Below are 12994 nucleotides of genomic sequence, written 5' to 3'. Positions count from 1 at the left end.
CGAGGAAGATCATGCAGATCAGACGAGTTGTGACGAGCACAGGCGCAGACGGGAAGGCGCGTGTGGTCACGGATGCCGCTGCTCCCCGCGGCGTCGAGTTCACGACGGTGCCGGGCTTCGCGACGTCGCTGGTGTGGTCGACGAGCGCGGCCGAGGTGGTTTCGCGTGGCGCGGAGATTGCCGACCGTACGGGCGACGTCGGCTTCGTCCCGCAGGAAGGCGAGTCGCGGCTGATGTTCGTGACGTTTCCACCCGATGCAGTGATGATGCGGGCCGATTTCGATGGCGCCGCCTTCGGTGCGGAGTTTGGCAAGTTGGTCCCCGGCCTCGCCGAGACCTTCGAGCCCGACCATCCAGGCATGCACACCACGGACAGTATCGACTACGACATCGTGTTGGACGGCGAGATCACCCTGGAGCTGGACGATGGAAAGCAGGTGCTGCTGCGCAAGCACGACGTGGCCGTGCAGCATGGAAACCGGCACGCCTGGCGCAATCTCAGCGACCGGCCAGCCACCATGCTGTTCGTGCTGCTGGGCGCCAGAAGAAACGGATAGGCCGGCCCCCATCCCACCGTCATGCCCATACGATCAGCACTTCGCAGCAGCGAGTATTTTGATTTCATCCAAGAGGTCTTGCAGCGCCGAGTGGATGAAGTCGAGCGTCGATTCGTCGACCAGGCGCCCCTCGCGGATTCGCGTGGTGACGCTTGCGATGGCGACGTGTTGACGAACCACCGGCCGCGCCAAAGTGGCGGCCAGGGCGTCGCGGATCTGCGCTTGGGCTCGGACGCCGCCGGCTGTGCCGGGGGAGGCAGTCATGACGAGTGCCGGCTTGCCCTTGAGAGGCGAAGCGAACCCCGGGCGCGACGCCCAGTCGATCGCGTTCTTCAGGACACCGGGCATCCCGTAGTTGTACTCAGGCGAGCACACCACCAAACCGTCTGCTTCGGCAATTGCCTTCTTGAGGGCCGCCACCGGTGCAGGAGGGGTGTCGCCGTCGAGGTCGGCGTTGTAAAGCGGGATCTCGTCGAGAGGAAACAAGTGGCAGGTGATCGAGGCTGGCAGCAGCGGCGCGAGGCTTCGAAGCACGGCTGTGCAGTTCGACTCACGTCGGATGCTGCCGGAAATGGCCAGCAGACGGATAGCGGATGGAGTGGTGTTCGCGAGCGAATTCATGAGCCTCTTTCAAAACCGAAAGTTTATGCATAAAATCGCAGTCATGCACAAAGAAGAAATTCAACTCCGCTCGCCGCCCTTGGCTGACCAAGCGTTCGCCAACCTGCGTCGTGACGTATTGGCAGGCACCTTCGGCGCTGGCGCGAAGCTCAAGGTCGATGAACTGCAGGCCACCTACGGCCTGTCGAGCAGCCCACTGCGCGAGGCACTCAGCCGTTTGGCCCAGGAAGGCTTGATTCGCGCGGATGAGCGCCGCGGTTTTCGCGTGGCCCCCATCTCGGTGGAAGACTTGGCGGACATCACCCGGATGCGTTTGCTGCTGGATGTGCCTGCTCTGCGCGAAGCGATCGCCCAAGGTGACGACGCCTGGGAGGGTGCGGTGGTCTCTGCATACCATCGGTTGGAAAAAGTCGAGTCCCGTTTGAGCGATGGCCCGGTGGTGCTCGACGAGAACTGGTCTGAGCTCCATCGAGAGTTTCATCTGGCGCTTCTGTCCGCTTGCCCCTCCGAGAGGCAGCGTTTGTGGGGTGCCAGCCTGTTCGACCAGGCCGAGCGGTATCGCCGCTTCTCAGCGCGGTATCGAAAGACCGGCCGGCGTAAATCCAATGAGCACCGCAAGATCATGGATGCAACTTTGCGCCGCGATGTCGACACGGCGTGCGCCCTGCTTGAGGAGCACATCCTGAGCACGCAGCGCAATGTGACAGCCGCCCTCAAGCTGGCCACCGAAGCCGAATAGCCGCCTCCAACCGTGCCCGCCCATGTTGACCTCTATGGGTCATAGGGTGGGCTACAGCAGCCTAACTTCCGGAGACATCATGCTCAAGGTCAATCGACCAACGCCTTCTCACTTTGGCATCTTCGTGACCGATCTCGAGCGGATGGTGGCGTTCTATACCGAAACCTTTGAATTGACCATCACGGACCGGGGCGAGGGTCGAACCTTCAAGAACCAACTCGTGTTCACCAGCGCGAGCCCGGACCAGCATCATCAGTTGGTCCTGGCATCGGGGCGGCCGGCCGAGGCCAAGTTCAGCACGGTCATGCAGATCTCATTCGTCGTTCCCAGCATTCAGCACCTGCGCGATGTCTCGGCGCGCGCGGTTGCCCGAGGTGCAACGAACGTTCGTGGGCTGAATCACGGGAATGCGCTGTCGGTCTACATGCTCGACCCCGAAGGAAACACCGTGGAGATCTACGTCGACACCCCGTTCTACGTGGCGCAGCCGCATGGGGATCCTCTTGATCTGTCCAAGGACGACGAGACGCTGATGCGCGAAACCGAAGCGATCTGTCGGCAGGACCCGACCTTCATGCCTTTGGGACAGTGGCGAGAACAGTTCGAGGCCAAGTCGCCTGCCGGCGCAACTTCTCCTTCAGCCTAGTCGATTGCCTGTCGACCTTCTTTCTTCTTTCCCATTCTGGAGCTCAAATGAAACTGTTGTCTTTCGTTCATCAAGGTCGCGAAACATGGGGCGCCGTCGTGGGCGACGGCGTCGTGGATCTCGGCAAGGCCCGCCCTCGGCAAGCCACATTGGCCGACTACATCGCAGCCGGGGACTACCTGCAGGCGGCACAGCACGTCGAGGGTCTGCCCGTCGACGCCAAGCTGGCTGAAATCACCTTCCTGCCGGTCATCCCGCGGCCCGAGAAGATCGTCTGCGCGGTGCGCAACTACATGGATCATCACCAGGAAGTTCTTGCAGCCGGCATGAATCGCGAACTGTCGGAGCAGCCCCCGATCTTCTTGCGAGTTTGGCGGTCCCAGTGCGCACACAACCAGGCGATCGTGCGTCCGCACGTGTCGGAATCGCTGGATTGGGAAGGCGAACTTGCCGTCATCATCGGCAAGGGAGGTCGCAACATCCCCGAATCGGAAGCGTTTGATCACGTCGCAGGCTACTCTTGCTACAACGACGCCAGCGTCCGCGAATGGCAGTTTCACGCCAAGCAGATCGCGTCGGGCAAGAACTTCGAATCGACAGGCGGCTTCGGCCCCTGGATGGTGACGGCCGACGAGATCGACCCGACGCGGCAACTCAAGCTGGAGACGCGTCTCAATGGCGAGGTCGTCCAGTCCAGTCACACGGGACACATGATCTTCAGCATTCCGAAGCTCATCAACTACGCCTCGACGATCTTCACGCTCACCCCGGGCGACGTGATTGCCACGGGCACGCCGGCTGGGGTGGGTTGGAGTAAGAAGCCTCCACGCTTCATGAAACCGGGCGACGTTTGCGAGGTCGAGATCGAAGGTATCGGCGTCCTTCGCAATCCGATTGTTCAGCAGGACTGAGAAGCCGGCGAACAACAGGGCGCCGCGTGGACCGGCGCTCTTTTCTCAGAATCAGGAGACAACAGATGCGGCGCAGTATTCTCGCCGCAGGCCTTGCGTTGGCCTGCGGAATCTCTCTTCCGTCCTTTTCCCAGCAGTACCCCGACAGGCCGATCAAGGTCTATCAGGGCTTTGCGGCGGGCGGCAATGCCGACACGATCGCACGGGTCGTGAGCGCCGAGATGACGAAGACTCTGGGCCAGCCCTTTGTCATCGAGGCACAGACCGGGGCAGGGGGCACCATCGCGGCGACCACTGTCGCTCGTGCGAAACCCGACGGGTACACCTTGTTGTTGGCGACGGGCGGGCACGCCGTGGCGGGGGCTTTGTACAGCAAGCTCAACTACCAGACCGTGTCGGATTTCCAGATGATCTCGACCGTCACCTACTTCCCGTTCCTGGTAGTGGTTCGGGCCGACTCACCCTACCGCTCCTTCTCTGAGTTGCTCGCGTCGGCCCGGTCTGACGCGCGTAGCGTGTCCTACGGCTCGGCTGGCATCGGATCCACTCACCACCTGGCAGGTGAACTGATGGTGAAGAGCGCGAAGGTGGACATGCTCCACATTCCCTATCGAGGTGACGCCGCATCGGTCACAGCTCTGCTCGGAGGTGAGGTCCCGGTGATCATCGCGCCGCCTACGGCTGTGATGCAGAACATCAAGGCGGGCAAGTTGAGAGCTTTGGCGACCACCGGCGCACAGCGTTGGAGTGCCATGCCGGACCTCGCGACAGTGGCCGAGCAAGGCGTGCCGGGCTACGACGTGACTTCCTGGGCCGGCTTGATGGTGCCAGCTGGTACCCCGCGTCCAATCGTCGATCAGCTGAGGACTGCCACGCTCAATGCCTTGAAGAACCCGAACGTACGCGCGCGGCTGGAGGATATGGGAGGGGAGGCGCGTGGCAGTACCCCTGAAGAGATGGCGTCGATGGTGAGCACTGAACTGAAGAAGTGGACCACGGTCGTCAACGATGCACACATTCCTAAGCAATGAGGTTCTATGTCCTTGATTGAAATCCGAAAACGCAGTCTCAACGTCGAAACGATCTATCACGAGGGTGGACCGCCACCGGCGGTTCCTTTGAAGTTGGCCGCCGCCTGCGCGGTCATCCGAAACCCCTACGCGGAGCGATATGAGCCGGACCTCCTGCCTTTCATGGCGGAGCTTCGTTCATTGGGTACGCTGCTGGCGACAGAACTCGTCGAATTGCTTGGACGCGACAAGGTCGAGGTCTACAGCAAGGCGGCAATCGTCGGCGTCAACGGCGAAATGGAGCATGGCGCCGTGTGGCACGAGGCCGGTGGCTGGGCCATGCGCGAGGTGCTCGGCGAGCCCAAGGCGATGGTGCCGGCAGCGAAGGCCGTCGCAGCTACCGGCTACCGACTCATGGTTCCGCTGCACTACATCCACGCCTCGTACGTGCGCAGCCATTACAACAGCATGGAAGTGGGAATCCAGGATGCACCACGGCCGAACGAGATTCTCTTCGCCCTGGTAATGGGCACCGGGGGGCGCATCCACTCGAGGCTGGGCGGACTCACCAAGGACAAGGTATCCGTGCACGATGGTCAGCGATGACCATCTGACGGCGCGACCCTTCGCCCCGGGAGACAGCAATGAACCACGTGCGGCGGTGCTGCGTGGAATTTCGACCGCAAGGGTTCATGGCTTTTGAGCCGCAAAAGTCGACGACGTTCTGGTGGATGCGTGCCTTGCCACGCCAACGGCCGGACTGAAAGGCTGAAAAATGGTGAGTTCAATGCGTGCGGTGCAGATTCACAAACCCGGCGGACCTGATGTTTTGGAGGGCTCTGGTGCAAATCGCGCCTCCGGGAGGCTACGGCCTTTGAGTTGAAGGCGTATCGATGGCGAAGAGGCTGCAGTGCATGGACGAACTGTTCAAGGGACGCCACTTCGAGAGCGAGATCATCGTTCTGTGCGTTCGCTGGTACCTGCGCTTCAAGTTGAGCTTGCGCGACCTGACGGAGATGATGGCCGAGCGCGGCTTGTCGATGGCCCACACGACGATCATGCGCTGGGAACAGCGGTTCGTGCCCGAGTTCGAGAAGCGCTGGAATCGATTCGCTCGCACGGCTGATCGATCGTGGCGCGTCGACGAGACCTATGTGAAGATTCGCGGCAAGTGGAGCTACCTCTACCGGGCCGTCGATCGCGAGGGGCAGACCGTGGATTTCCGCCTGAGTATCAATCACGATGTGAAGGCGGCGAAGGCGTTCTTCCGCAAGGCGCTGCAGACGCAAGGTCGCGCGCCGCTGAGCATCACATTGGACGGTTACGCCGCCTCGCACCATGCGGTGCGAGAACTGCCAGCGCTGAGTACGCGTTGGAAACACACGCGGCTGCGATCATCCAAGTATCTCAACAACATGATCGAGCAAGATCATCGGGGCGTGAAGTCGCGCATCAACCCCATGCTCGGCTTCAGGGTCTTCGATCAAGCGGCGGTGACGATCGCCGGCGTGGAGTTGCTGCATCGCATCCGCAAGGGCCAATTCAATCTCGGCCGGCTGCGCCTCCGAGGCCAAGCTGCGCCCGCGATCTGGAGCGCGGTGCTTTCGGCCTGACCGGCGCAACACACTCGTCGAAGTCGTTCGGCTGCGCGAAAAATTCGCACCAGAGCCCCCGGGGCCGTTGACGGATCGTCACCGCGCTTCGGCCACGACCGGATTCCGCAGCACGCCGATGGCCGGAATTTCGACCTCGATCACATCGTCGACGCTGATAGGTCCGACTCCGGCCGGTGTGCCAGTCATGATCAAGTCGCCCGGCAGCAGTGTCATGTATTTGGACAGGTAGGCGATCAAAAACGGCACGGAAAATACAAGGTCCCGGCTGTTGCCGTCCTGGCGCACGGTGCCATTGACCCGTGTGATGATCCGCTGGTCCGCCGGATCCAGGCCCGTCACGATCCACGGGCCGATGGGGCCGAAGGTGTCGTAGCCCTTTCCGGCCAGGAGGCAGCCGAAGCTGCTCTCACGCCTTTGAAGCACGCGATCGCTGACGTCGTTGCCGCAGGTGTAGCCGAAAACGTGGTCCAGTGCATCGGCCTCCGCGACGTGACGCGCCGTCTTGCCAATCACTACCGTGAGCTCACCCTCGAAGTGAATGTTTTCACCGTGGGGCGGATACACAATCGCGTCCTCGTGGCCGACGACGCACGTGCTTGGCTTCATGAAAACGACCGGGATTTCAGGCACTGCTTTTTGCGATTCTTGCGAATGAGCCTTGTAGTTGTAGCCAAGGCCGAAGATGCGCGGTTGTGCCACCGGCGGCAGCAGGCGAACCGCGTCAAGGCGGTCCCGCTCTCCGCTTTTGACGATTCCCTCGAAAGGGGAACCAACCAGGCGTTCTAACACGCCGTCTGCCAGAACGCCGTAGTGCGCTTGGCCTGCTCTTTCGTATCTCACGACAGTCAGTGAATCCATGTCAACTCCTATGCAAACGTTGGCATTTTCATCCTCCGCCGGTCGTCATGGAGACTAGGGTAAACCCCTGATCGTCTATTCCATTGACAAACAAAATGACAGCGGCAACAATTGCGCTAACGTTAGCACTGGAGACAAAACACATGCTTCGAGACCAAACAGCGGCGGGCCATCACGCGGTCAGCTGCGCACAGCACGTGCACTTCTCGCGCCGGCCGCGCGCTGAGGGAGCAAAAGGGTGAGCGCTTCGCTGCTGCTCCAGTCGGCCGTTGGGGGCTTGCTGCTCGGCGGTATCTACGGACTTCTCGCAATGGGGTTGAGCCTCAGCTGGGGTCTGCTAAGGCTGGTCAACCTGAGCCACTTTGCCCTCGCGTTCTTGGGCGCGTACCTGACCTATCAATTCGGCGCCCAGTTCGGCCGGCCGGCGTACGCCTCGTTGCTCATCATCGCTCCAGGTTTCTTCCTGGTCGGACTGGCGCTGCACACAATATTCGTCCGCTTCGACGTCAGCGAGTTCGCTTCGATGCTCGTGACCTTCGGCATCACTGTGCTGATCGAGTCCCTGATCCAGTGGATCTGGTCGGCGGACTTTCGGAAGTACGAGACTCCCTACGCGCAGGAGTCCATCCGGATTGGGTCTCTGTTCGTTCCAGTGCTCGAACTCACGGCGTTTGCCAGCGCGGCGCTGCTCGCGATCTCCGCCTGGCTGGCGTTGCACCGCACGTTGCTCGGGCGAGCATTGCGTGCCTCTGCGCACGACGGTCCAATCGCGGCAGCCTTCGGCATCAATGCCCGTCAGCTGTCATACGGCTTGGCCGGACTGTGTTCCGCCTCTGCTGGCGTGGCTGGCGTGTTCATCGCCCTGACCTCCACGTTGGCGCCGTCGCAGATCGAGGCTTGGATCGGCGTGGTTTTTGCCGTCGTGATCATCGGCGGCCTCGCAAATCCCCTCGGCGCACTGGCAGCGGGCATGCTAATCGGCGTTGCGGAAGCCCTCACCATGGCCACGGTAAATCCAGCCTGGGCGCCATTGGTCGCGTTCTCCATCCTTATCGCGTTGCTGCTTTGGAAGCCGAAATGGCTGTGAACTCCATGACTGTCAAAGCGGCCGTCGGCCTTCTTGCCGCAGTGCTGATCGCGCTGCCTTATGCAGGGGCCCCTGACTTCTACTTGTCGTACTTATACGTCGTCTTCTTCTGGGTGGCTTTGGCCACTAGCTGGGGAATCCTGAGTGGCTACGCCGGCTACTGGAGCTTTGGCCATGCGGCCTTCTTCGGCACTGGCATCTATGCGGCAGGCGGGCTGTCCGTCAAGCTGGGGGTGCCCTACCTTCTGACCATTCCGCTGGCGGCAGCGCTGGCCGCTGGGCTGGCTGCATGCATCGGCGCGGTGGTGTTTCGCATCCACACGCTGCGTGGCGAATTCTTTGCTCTGCTATCGCTGTCAGTCACGTACGTCCTGGCTGCTATTGTCTCGAACACGCCGATCGATGGCGGTGCAGGCGTGAACCTCAGCGGCGTCTCGATGCCGACATTCGGAACCTCGGTTTCCGGCGCGATTTACTTGCTGGGTTTGGCAGTGGCGGTGATCGCTCTGCTGGTGTCGCGCGGCATTCTGTATTCGCGTTTTGGCCGCGGTCTGCTGGCCATACACGACGATGAGGACGTGGCCGAGGTGAAAGGCGTGCCGACATTCCGCTACAAGGTCGGCGCATTCGCCATCTCGGCCGCCATCGCCGGCGCTGCAGGTGCCGTGCAAGCGGGCTACGTGGGCTACGTCACCGTTGGCGAGACGTTTTCGATCACGGTGCCCCTCTACGTAGTGCTGATGAGCATCTTGGGCGGCGCCCGGCATTGGGTAGGGCCGGCAGTGGGCGCGACCCTGATTACCGTCGCGCTCAGCCTGTTCGTCGGCGGCAGTCACGCCGAGCTGGGCCGCGCCGGGGTCGCCCTCGCATTGATCTTAGTCATTCTGCTTTTGCCTGAAGGCATCGCGCCACGACTGCTCCAGAAGTTTCGCAGCCGTCCTGAACCGGCGGTGGCGCCAGTCGCGGAGCCACCGATACAGGCCATCGACACCCGTGCGCCGAGCGGTACGCTGCTCGAGTGCGAGAACGTCACCAAGCTTTTTGGCGGTCTTCGGGCGCTCGGCGGAATATCCCTTTCAGTGCGCCGCGGCGAAATCCTGGCGCTGGTTGGCCCCAATGGTTCGGGCAAATCGACACTGATCAACATGATCAGCGGTCACTTTCCGATGACGTCTGGGAGCATCCGCCTGGATGGACAGTCTCTTGAGGCGCTAGAGCCGCACATGGTCGCGGCACGCGGCATTGCGCGTACCTACCAAATCCCGCGCCTGTTCGAGCACATGACGGTGCTGGAGAACGTGCACCTGTGTGCCGCGTTTGGCCAAGACGTCAAGGCGCCCAATGCAGTGGACTCCGCGTTGCACTGGCTCGACTTTATGGGCTTGGCCGAGAAGGCACACGAACTGCCTGCGTCCCTCAACCTCCACGAGCGCAAGTTCGTCGAGTTCGCGCGAGCCCTGGCGGCCAAACCCAAGCTGCTGCTGCTCGATGAGGTGCTTTGCGGTTTGACGCCAACTGAAGTCGACCATGCCATCGACATGATCCGTCGCATCCGTGCCGCCGGAACCACCATCGTGTTCGTGGAACACGTGATGCGGGCGGTCGTCGCGCTCGCCGACCGGGTGGCTGTGTTAGACCAGGGGCGGCTGCTGGCCCTCGGTCAGCCCGAAGAAACAATGCAGGACGCCAAGGTCATCGATGTCTACCTGGGAGTTGCACATGCTGCTTGATCTTCTCAATGTGCACGTTTCGTATGGCGACGCACCCGCAATCTGGGATGCCAGCATGCAGATCGATGCCGGTCAAGTGGTGGCGGTGGTAGGCCCTAACGGTGCCGGCAAGAGCACGCTCATCAACGCCATCGCAGGCATCCTTCGGCCCCGCCAGGGGAAGGTGGTCATTGGCGGCGTCGACATCACGGCAGCACCTAGCCATCGGGTGTGCGACCACGGTATTGCCATCGTGCCCGAGGGCCGACGCCTGTTCGCTGACATGACCGTGCAGGACAACCTTGAGCTTGGCGCCTATCGCAAGGGTGCGCGGGCATCGAGCCGCGAGACGATGGAAGAGGTGTTCTCGCTGTTGCCGGTGTTGAAGGATCGGCGCCAGCAGATCGCCGGCTCGATGTCCGGCGGGCAGCAACAGATGGTCGCGATCGGGCGGGCACTCATGGCGCGACCACGCCTGCTGCTGATGGATGAACCTTCGCTGGGCCTCTCGCCGCTGATCGTTTCGGAGATGTTCAAGATCATCCGACGCATCAACGAACGCGGCATGGCAGTGATGTTGGTCGAGCAGAACATCCACCAGGCGTTGGAGGTGGCGCATCACGCGTACGTCATCGAGCAGGGTCGGATCGTGACCTCCGGCAAGCCCAGTGCCTTGTTGAATGACCCGAAGATTAAGGAGGCATATCTTGGCGTCTGATAGTTCCAACCAAGGTCACGTGCCGTCCGCCTTGAATCGCATAGTGACGGGGCAGCGAAAGGACGGCGGCAGCCAGGTTGCCATGCACTCAGTGCCGCCCCGCACTGACGTGTTCAAACATATCCCGGGCATGGTGTCGCGTTTGGTCTGGGCGACACCCGCCGCGCCGGCGCTTCCCTTCGACGGAGCAGATCCGACTGCCGACGTCGCAAGCCTTGTACCCGCCCCGGGCGAAACGCGGCTGCTGGTCGTCACGTTCCCACCAGATAGCGTCTTCGCCGCCGCGGATTTCAACGGCCAAGCCGCGTTTGAAGAGAACCTCGCGGTCAGCCCCGGCTTGGCGGAGCGATTCGAGCCCGACGGCATGCACGAGACCCCAACCGTCGACTACGGCATCTTGCTCGACGGAGAGCTGTGGCTGGAACTCGACGACGCGGCGCAGACCCGCCTGAAGCCGTTCGACGTCGTCGTCCAGAACGGTACACGCCACGCATGGCGCAACAAGTCCGACCGACCTGCGACCATGGCTTTCGTGCTCATCGGTGCGCGCAAGGCGGTCGAGTAACACCAAACAACATCAACGCAACCAATGAACGATACAACAATCGAAAGCGTCCACGGCCGACGCATGTGGGACTCGCGCGGCCGGCCGACCGTCGAGGCGACTGTACGGCTGCGTGGCGGCCTGAAGGGGCGCGCGCTCGCGCCTGCTGGCGCCTCGATGGGCAGTGGCGAGGTGGTCGACCTGCGCGATGGCGGAGCACGCTTCGGTGGGTTGGATGTGCAATCGGCCTGCCGCGCGATCAACGAGGTATTGGACGGCGCCCTTGCGGGGCGCGATGTCAACGACCAGGGGGCGCTGGACCAACTGATGGTCCGGTTGGACGGAACACCCAACCGGAGCCGGCTCGGGGGCAATGCGCTGGTGGCGACATCCATGGCGATAGCGCACGCCCGGGCGGCCGCGGCTGGTGTGCCGCTCTGGCAACTGCTGGCGGCCGGGCAGCCGGTTCGGTTGCCGCTACCTGAGATCCAGATCTTCGGGGGCGGCGCCCACGCTGAGCGGCGTGTTGATGTCCAGGACTTCATGGTGATGTGTCCCGCCGCCGCCAGTTTTGGCGAAGCGCTGGAGTGGACTGCCGAAATCTATCGCGCCGCGGGAGCGCTGCTACGGCGCACCGGGAAGCTCCAAGGAGTGGCCGACGAGGGCGGCTACTGGCCCGCGTTCACCTCGAACGAGCAGGCGTTGGATACGCTGATGCAGGCCATCAACGATGCGGGACTGAAGCCAGGTGCGCAGGTCGGAATCTCGCTCGACATCGCAGCCTCCGAATTTGGCTCGAACGGTCGCTACGAACTGGCCCTGGAGAGCCGCGTGCTCGACACGGACGCCATGATTGAAATGCTGGGGCGTTGGCTCGACAGCTATCCCATCATGTCCATTGAGGACCCATTGGCCGAGGACGACGCAGAGGGCTTCACGCGCTTCAGTTCGAAGTACGCATCGCGATGCCAGATCATCGGTGACGACTTTCTCGTCACCAACGCCGAACGCGTCCGCGCTGCCGCGGCGGTGTCGCAATTGAACGCCGTCCTTATCAAGCCAAACCAGGCGGGCACTTTGACCGAAACCTTGGCCGCCTTGCAGGCCGGGAAGGATGCACGGTTCGGCACCATTGTGTCGGCGCGTTCGGGCGAAACCGAGGACGTCACGATCGCCCACCTGGCGGTGGGGTGGAACGCCGGACAACTCAAGGTCGGCTCCTTCGCTCGCTCGGAGCGCATGGCGAAATGGAACGAGGTGCTGCGCATCGAGGAATCCATGGGCGGCGACGCGCGCTACTGGGGCTGGGACGCGTTGCCGTTCCGGGCCAGTCACTGATTTCTTGCCACCAAAGGATTCCCAGCATGATTCGCCTCCTCGGCCTCTCCGGCAGCTTGCGCCACGCTTCGAGCAATACGGCCGTCCTGCGCACCCTTCAACTACGGATGCCCGAGGGGATCGCCCTCAAGTTGCATCCGCTCACGGACCTCCCACTGTACAACGGCGATTTCGACACCGAGGAGCCTCCGGTCGCGGTGGCGCGCTTGCGCGAGGCGATCCGGCAGGCGGACGGCCTCGTTCTGTGCACCCCGGAGTACAACGCCGGTACTTCGGGCGTGATGAAAAACGCGCTCGACTGGGCGTCACGCCCGCCGCAGACTTCACCGCTGCGGGGCAAGCATGCACTCATCATCAGCGCCTCACCTGCTGTCACCGGTGGTGCTCGGGCGCATGCGCAATTACGCGAGGCGCTCGCAAGCACGTTGTCTCGGGTGACGGTCCATCCCGCTGTCGTCATCCCCCAGGTGTTCGAGAAGCTGAAGGACGGGCTGCTGACGGATGAGTCGAACATCCAGTTCGCGTTCGCCGCCATTCGGGCATTGACCACCGAGATTCGCGCCAGCAGGGCGTTAACCGAGTAGGGCGAAGTTACTTCGGCTGCACCACCGGAAATCGAGCCTCAAGCCCTGTGCAAACC

At 62.4% G+C, this 12994-nt stretch carries 15 protein-coding genes; 13 read left to right on the top strand and 2 right to left on the bottom strand.

What is annotated here, in order from left to right; genetic code table 11:
- Nucleotides 1–11: 11 nt before the first annotated feature.
- Nucleotides 12–557 carry a cupin domain-containing protein gene (locus AC1DN9_RS17130; protein WP_478102232.1) on the top strand — a complete coding sequence of 182 codons (546 nt, stop codon included), beginning with the start codon at nt 12–14 and terminating at the stop codon, nt 555–557.
- 33 nt (nt 558–590) lie between these two features.
- Here AC1DN9_RS17130 and AC1DN9_RS17125 read toward each other — a convergent pair whose 3' ends face one another.
- The gene (locus tag AC1DN9_RS17125; protein WP_478102230.1) at nt 591–1178 is read right to left on the bottom strand and encodes an NADPH-dependent FMN reductase; all 588 of its coding nucleotides are present in this window, start codon (nt 1176–1178) and stop codon (nt 591–593) included.
- Between the two features lie 25 nt (nt 1179–1203).
- Here AC1DN9_RS17125 and AC1DN9_RS17120 point away from each other — a divergent pair, with 25 nt between their 5' ends.
- From AC1DN9_RS17120 to AC1DN9_RS17095, 6 genes are all read left to right on the top strand, one after another.
- Nucleotides 1204–1917: a GntR family transcriptional regulator gene (locus AC1DN9_RS17120; protein WP_478102377.1), complete on the top strand. Its 714-nt coding sequence runs from the start codon at nt 1204–1206 to the stop codon at nt 1915–1917.
- Between the two features lie 79 nt (nt 1918–1996).
- Nucleotides 1997–2563: a VOC family protein gene (locus AC1DN9_RS17115; protein WP_478102375.1), complete on the top strand. Its 567-nt coding sequence runs from the start codon at nt 1997–1999 to the stop codon at nt 2561–2563.
- A 47-nt stretch (nt 2564–2610) separates the two neighbouring features.
- Nucleotides 2611–3474 (top strand): fumarylacetoacetate hydrolase family protein, encoded by an 864-nt coding sequence (locus AC1DN9_RS17110; RefSeq protein ID WP_478102228.1) that lies wholly within the window; start codon nt 2611–2613, stop codon nt 3472–3474.
- A 65-nt stretch (nt 3475–3539) separates the two neighbouring features.
- Nucleotides 3540–4505, top strand: a complete 966-nt coding sequence (locus AC1DN9_RS17105) for a Bug family tripartite tricarboxylate transporter substrate binding protein (RefSeq protein ID WP_478102226.1) — start codon at nt 3540–3542, stop codon at nt 4503–4505.
- 6 nt (nt 4506–4511) lie between these two features.
- Nucleotides 4512–5090 carry an amino acid synthesis family protein gene (locus AC1DN9_RS17100; protein ID WP_478102224.1) on the top strand — a complete coding sequence of 193 codons (579 nt, stop codon included), beginning with the start codon at nt 4512–4514 and terminating at the stop codon, nt 5088–5090.
- A 287-nt stretch (nt 5091–5377) separates the two neighbouring features.
- Nucleotides 5378–6097, top strand: a complete 720-nt coding sequence (locus AC1DN9_RS17095) for an IS6 family transposase (protein ID WP_478102222.1) — start codon at nt 5378–5380, stop codon at nt 6095–6097.
- A gap of 78 nt (nt 6098–6175) precedes the next feature.
- On the opposite strand, the gene AC1DN9_RS17090 is transcribed toward AC1DN9_RS17095, so the two are convergent.
- Nucleotides 6176–6958, bottom strand: coding sequence for a fumarylacetoacetate hydrolase family protein (locus AC1DN9_RS17090; RefSeq protein WP_478102220.1), 783 nt, complete (start codon nt 6956–6958; stop codon nt 6176–6178).
- A 238-nt stretch (nt 6959–7196) separates the two neighbouring features.
- Here AC1DN9_RS17090 and AC1DN9_RS17085 point away from each other — a divergent pair, with 238 nt between their 5' ends.
- Genes AC1DN9_RS17085 through AC1DN9_RS17060 form a run of 6 tightly spaced genes read left to right on the top strand, consistent with a single transcriptional unit; the run spans nt 7197 to nt 12938 of the window.
- Nucleotides 7197–8045: a branched-chain amino acid ABC transporter permease gene (locus tag AC1DN9_RS17085; RefSeq protein WP_478102218.1), complete on the top strand. Its 849-nt coding sequence runs from the start codon at nt 7197–7199 to the stop codon at nt 8043–8045.
- Nucleotides 8036–9775, top strand: a complete 1740-nt coding sequence (locus AC1DN9_RS17080; RefSeq protein WP_478102216.1) for a branched-chain amino acid ABC transporter ATP-binding protein/permease — start codon at nt 8036–8038, stop codon at nt 9773–9775. Before AC1DN9_RS17085 ends, AC1DN9_RS17080 begins: the two co-directional genes overlap by 10 nt.
- A complete protein-coding gene (locus tag AC1DN9_RS17075) occupies nt 9765–10472 on the top strand; it encodes an ABC transporter ATP-binding protein (protein WP_478102214.1) in 708 nt (235 codons plus the stop codon). The genes AC1DN9_RS17080 and AC1DN9_RS17075 overlap by 11 nt, the downstream gene beginning before the upstream one ends.
- Nucleotides 10462–11037, top strand: a complete 576-nt coding sequence (locus AC1DN9_RS17070; RefSeq protein WP_478102212.1) for a cupin domain-containing protein — start codon at nt 10462–10464, stop codon at nt 11035–11037. Before AC1DN9_RS17075 ends, AC1DN9_RS17070 begins: the two co-directional genes overlap by 11 nt.
- Before the next feature lie 24 nt (nt 11038–11061).
- Entirely contained in the window at nt 11062–12354 is a 1293-nt protein-coding gene (eno, locus tag AC1DN9_RS17065) for a phosphopyruvate hydratase (RefSeq protein ID WP_478102210.1), read from the top strand.
- A 26-nt stretch (nt 12355–12380) separates the two neighbouring features.
- Entirely contained in the window at nt 12381–12938 is a 558-nt protein-coding gene (locus AC1DN9_RS17060) for an NADPH-dependent FMN reductase (RefSeq protein ID WP_478102208.1), read from the top strand.
- Nucleotides 12939–12994: the final 56 nt, after the last annotated feature.

It is taken from the genome of Variovorax sp. 05L425, from assembly GCF_056397705.1.
Note: the sequence above shows the minus strand (reverse complement) of the source record. Positions and strands in the feature narration are given on the sequence as shown.

Excerpts from the sequence above, each read along its gene's own strand:
- AC1DN9_RS17130 (WP_478102232.1), top strand. The coding sequence starts at position 12 with ATGCAGATCAGACGAGTTGTGACGAGCACAGGCGCAGACGGGAAGGCG.
- AC1DN9_RS17125 (WP_478102230.1), bottom strand. The coding sequence starts at position 1,178 with ATGAATTCGCTCGCGAACACCACTCCATCCGCTATCCGTCTGCTGGCC.
- AC1DN9_RS17120 (WP_478102377.1), top strand. The coding sequence starts at position 1,204 with ATGCATAAAATCGCAGTCATGCACAAAGAAGAAATTCAACTCCGCTCG.
- AC1DN9_RS17115 (WP_478102375.1), top strand. The coding sequence starts at position 1,997 with ATGCTCAAGGTCAATCGACCAACGCCTTCTCACTTTGGCATCTTCGTG.
- AC1DN9_RS17110 (WP_478102228.1), top strand. The coding sequence starts at position 2,611 with ATGAAACTGTTGTCTTTCGTTCATCAAGGTCGCGAAACATGGGGCGCC.
- AC1DN9_RS17105 (WP_478102226.1), top strand. The coding sequence starts at position 3,540 with ATGCGGCGCAGTATTCTCGCCGCAGGCCTTGCGTTGGCCTGCGGAATC.
- AC1DN9_RS17100 (WP_478102224.1), top strand. The coding sequence starts at position 4,512 with ATGTCCTTGATTGAAATCCGAAAACGCAGTCTCAACGTCGAAACGATC.
- AC1DN9_RS17095 (WP_478102222.1), top strand. The coding sequence starts at position 5,378 with ATGGCGAAGAGGCTGCAGTGCATGGACGAACTGTTCAAGGGACGCCAC.
- AC1DN9_RS17090 (WP_478102220.1), bottom strand. The coding sequence starts at position 6,958 with ATGGATTCACTGACTGTCGTGAGATACGAAAGAGCAGGCCAAGCGCAC.
- AC1DN9_RS17080 (WP_478102216.1), top strand. The coding sequence starts at position 8,036 with ATGGCTGTGAACTCCATGACTGTCAAAGCGGCCGTCGGCCTTCTTGCC.
- AC1DN9_RS17075 (WP_478102214.1), top strand. The coding sequence starts at position 9,765 with ATGCTGCTTGATCTTCTCAATGTGCACGTTTCGTATGGCGACGCACCC.
- eno (WP_478102210.1), top strand. The coding sequence starts at position 11,062 with ATGAACGATACAACAATCGAAAGCGTCCACGGCCGACGCATGTGGGAC.
- AC1DN9_RS17060 (WP_478102208.1), top strand. The coding sequence starts at position 12,381 with ATGATTCGCCTCCTCGGCCTCTCCGGCAGCTTGCGCCACGCTTCGAGC.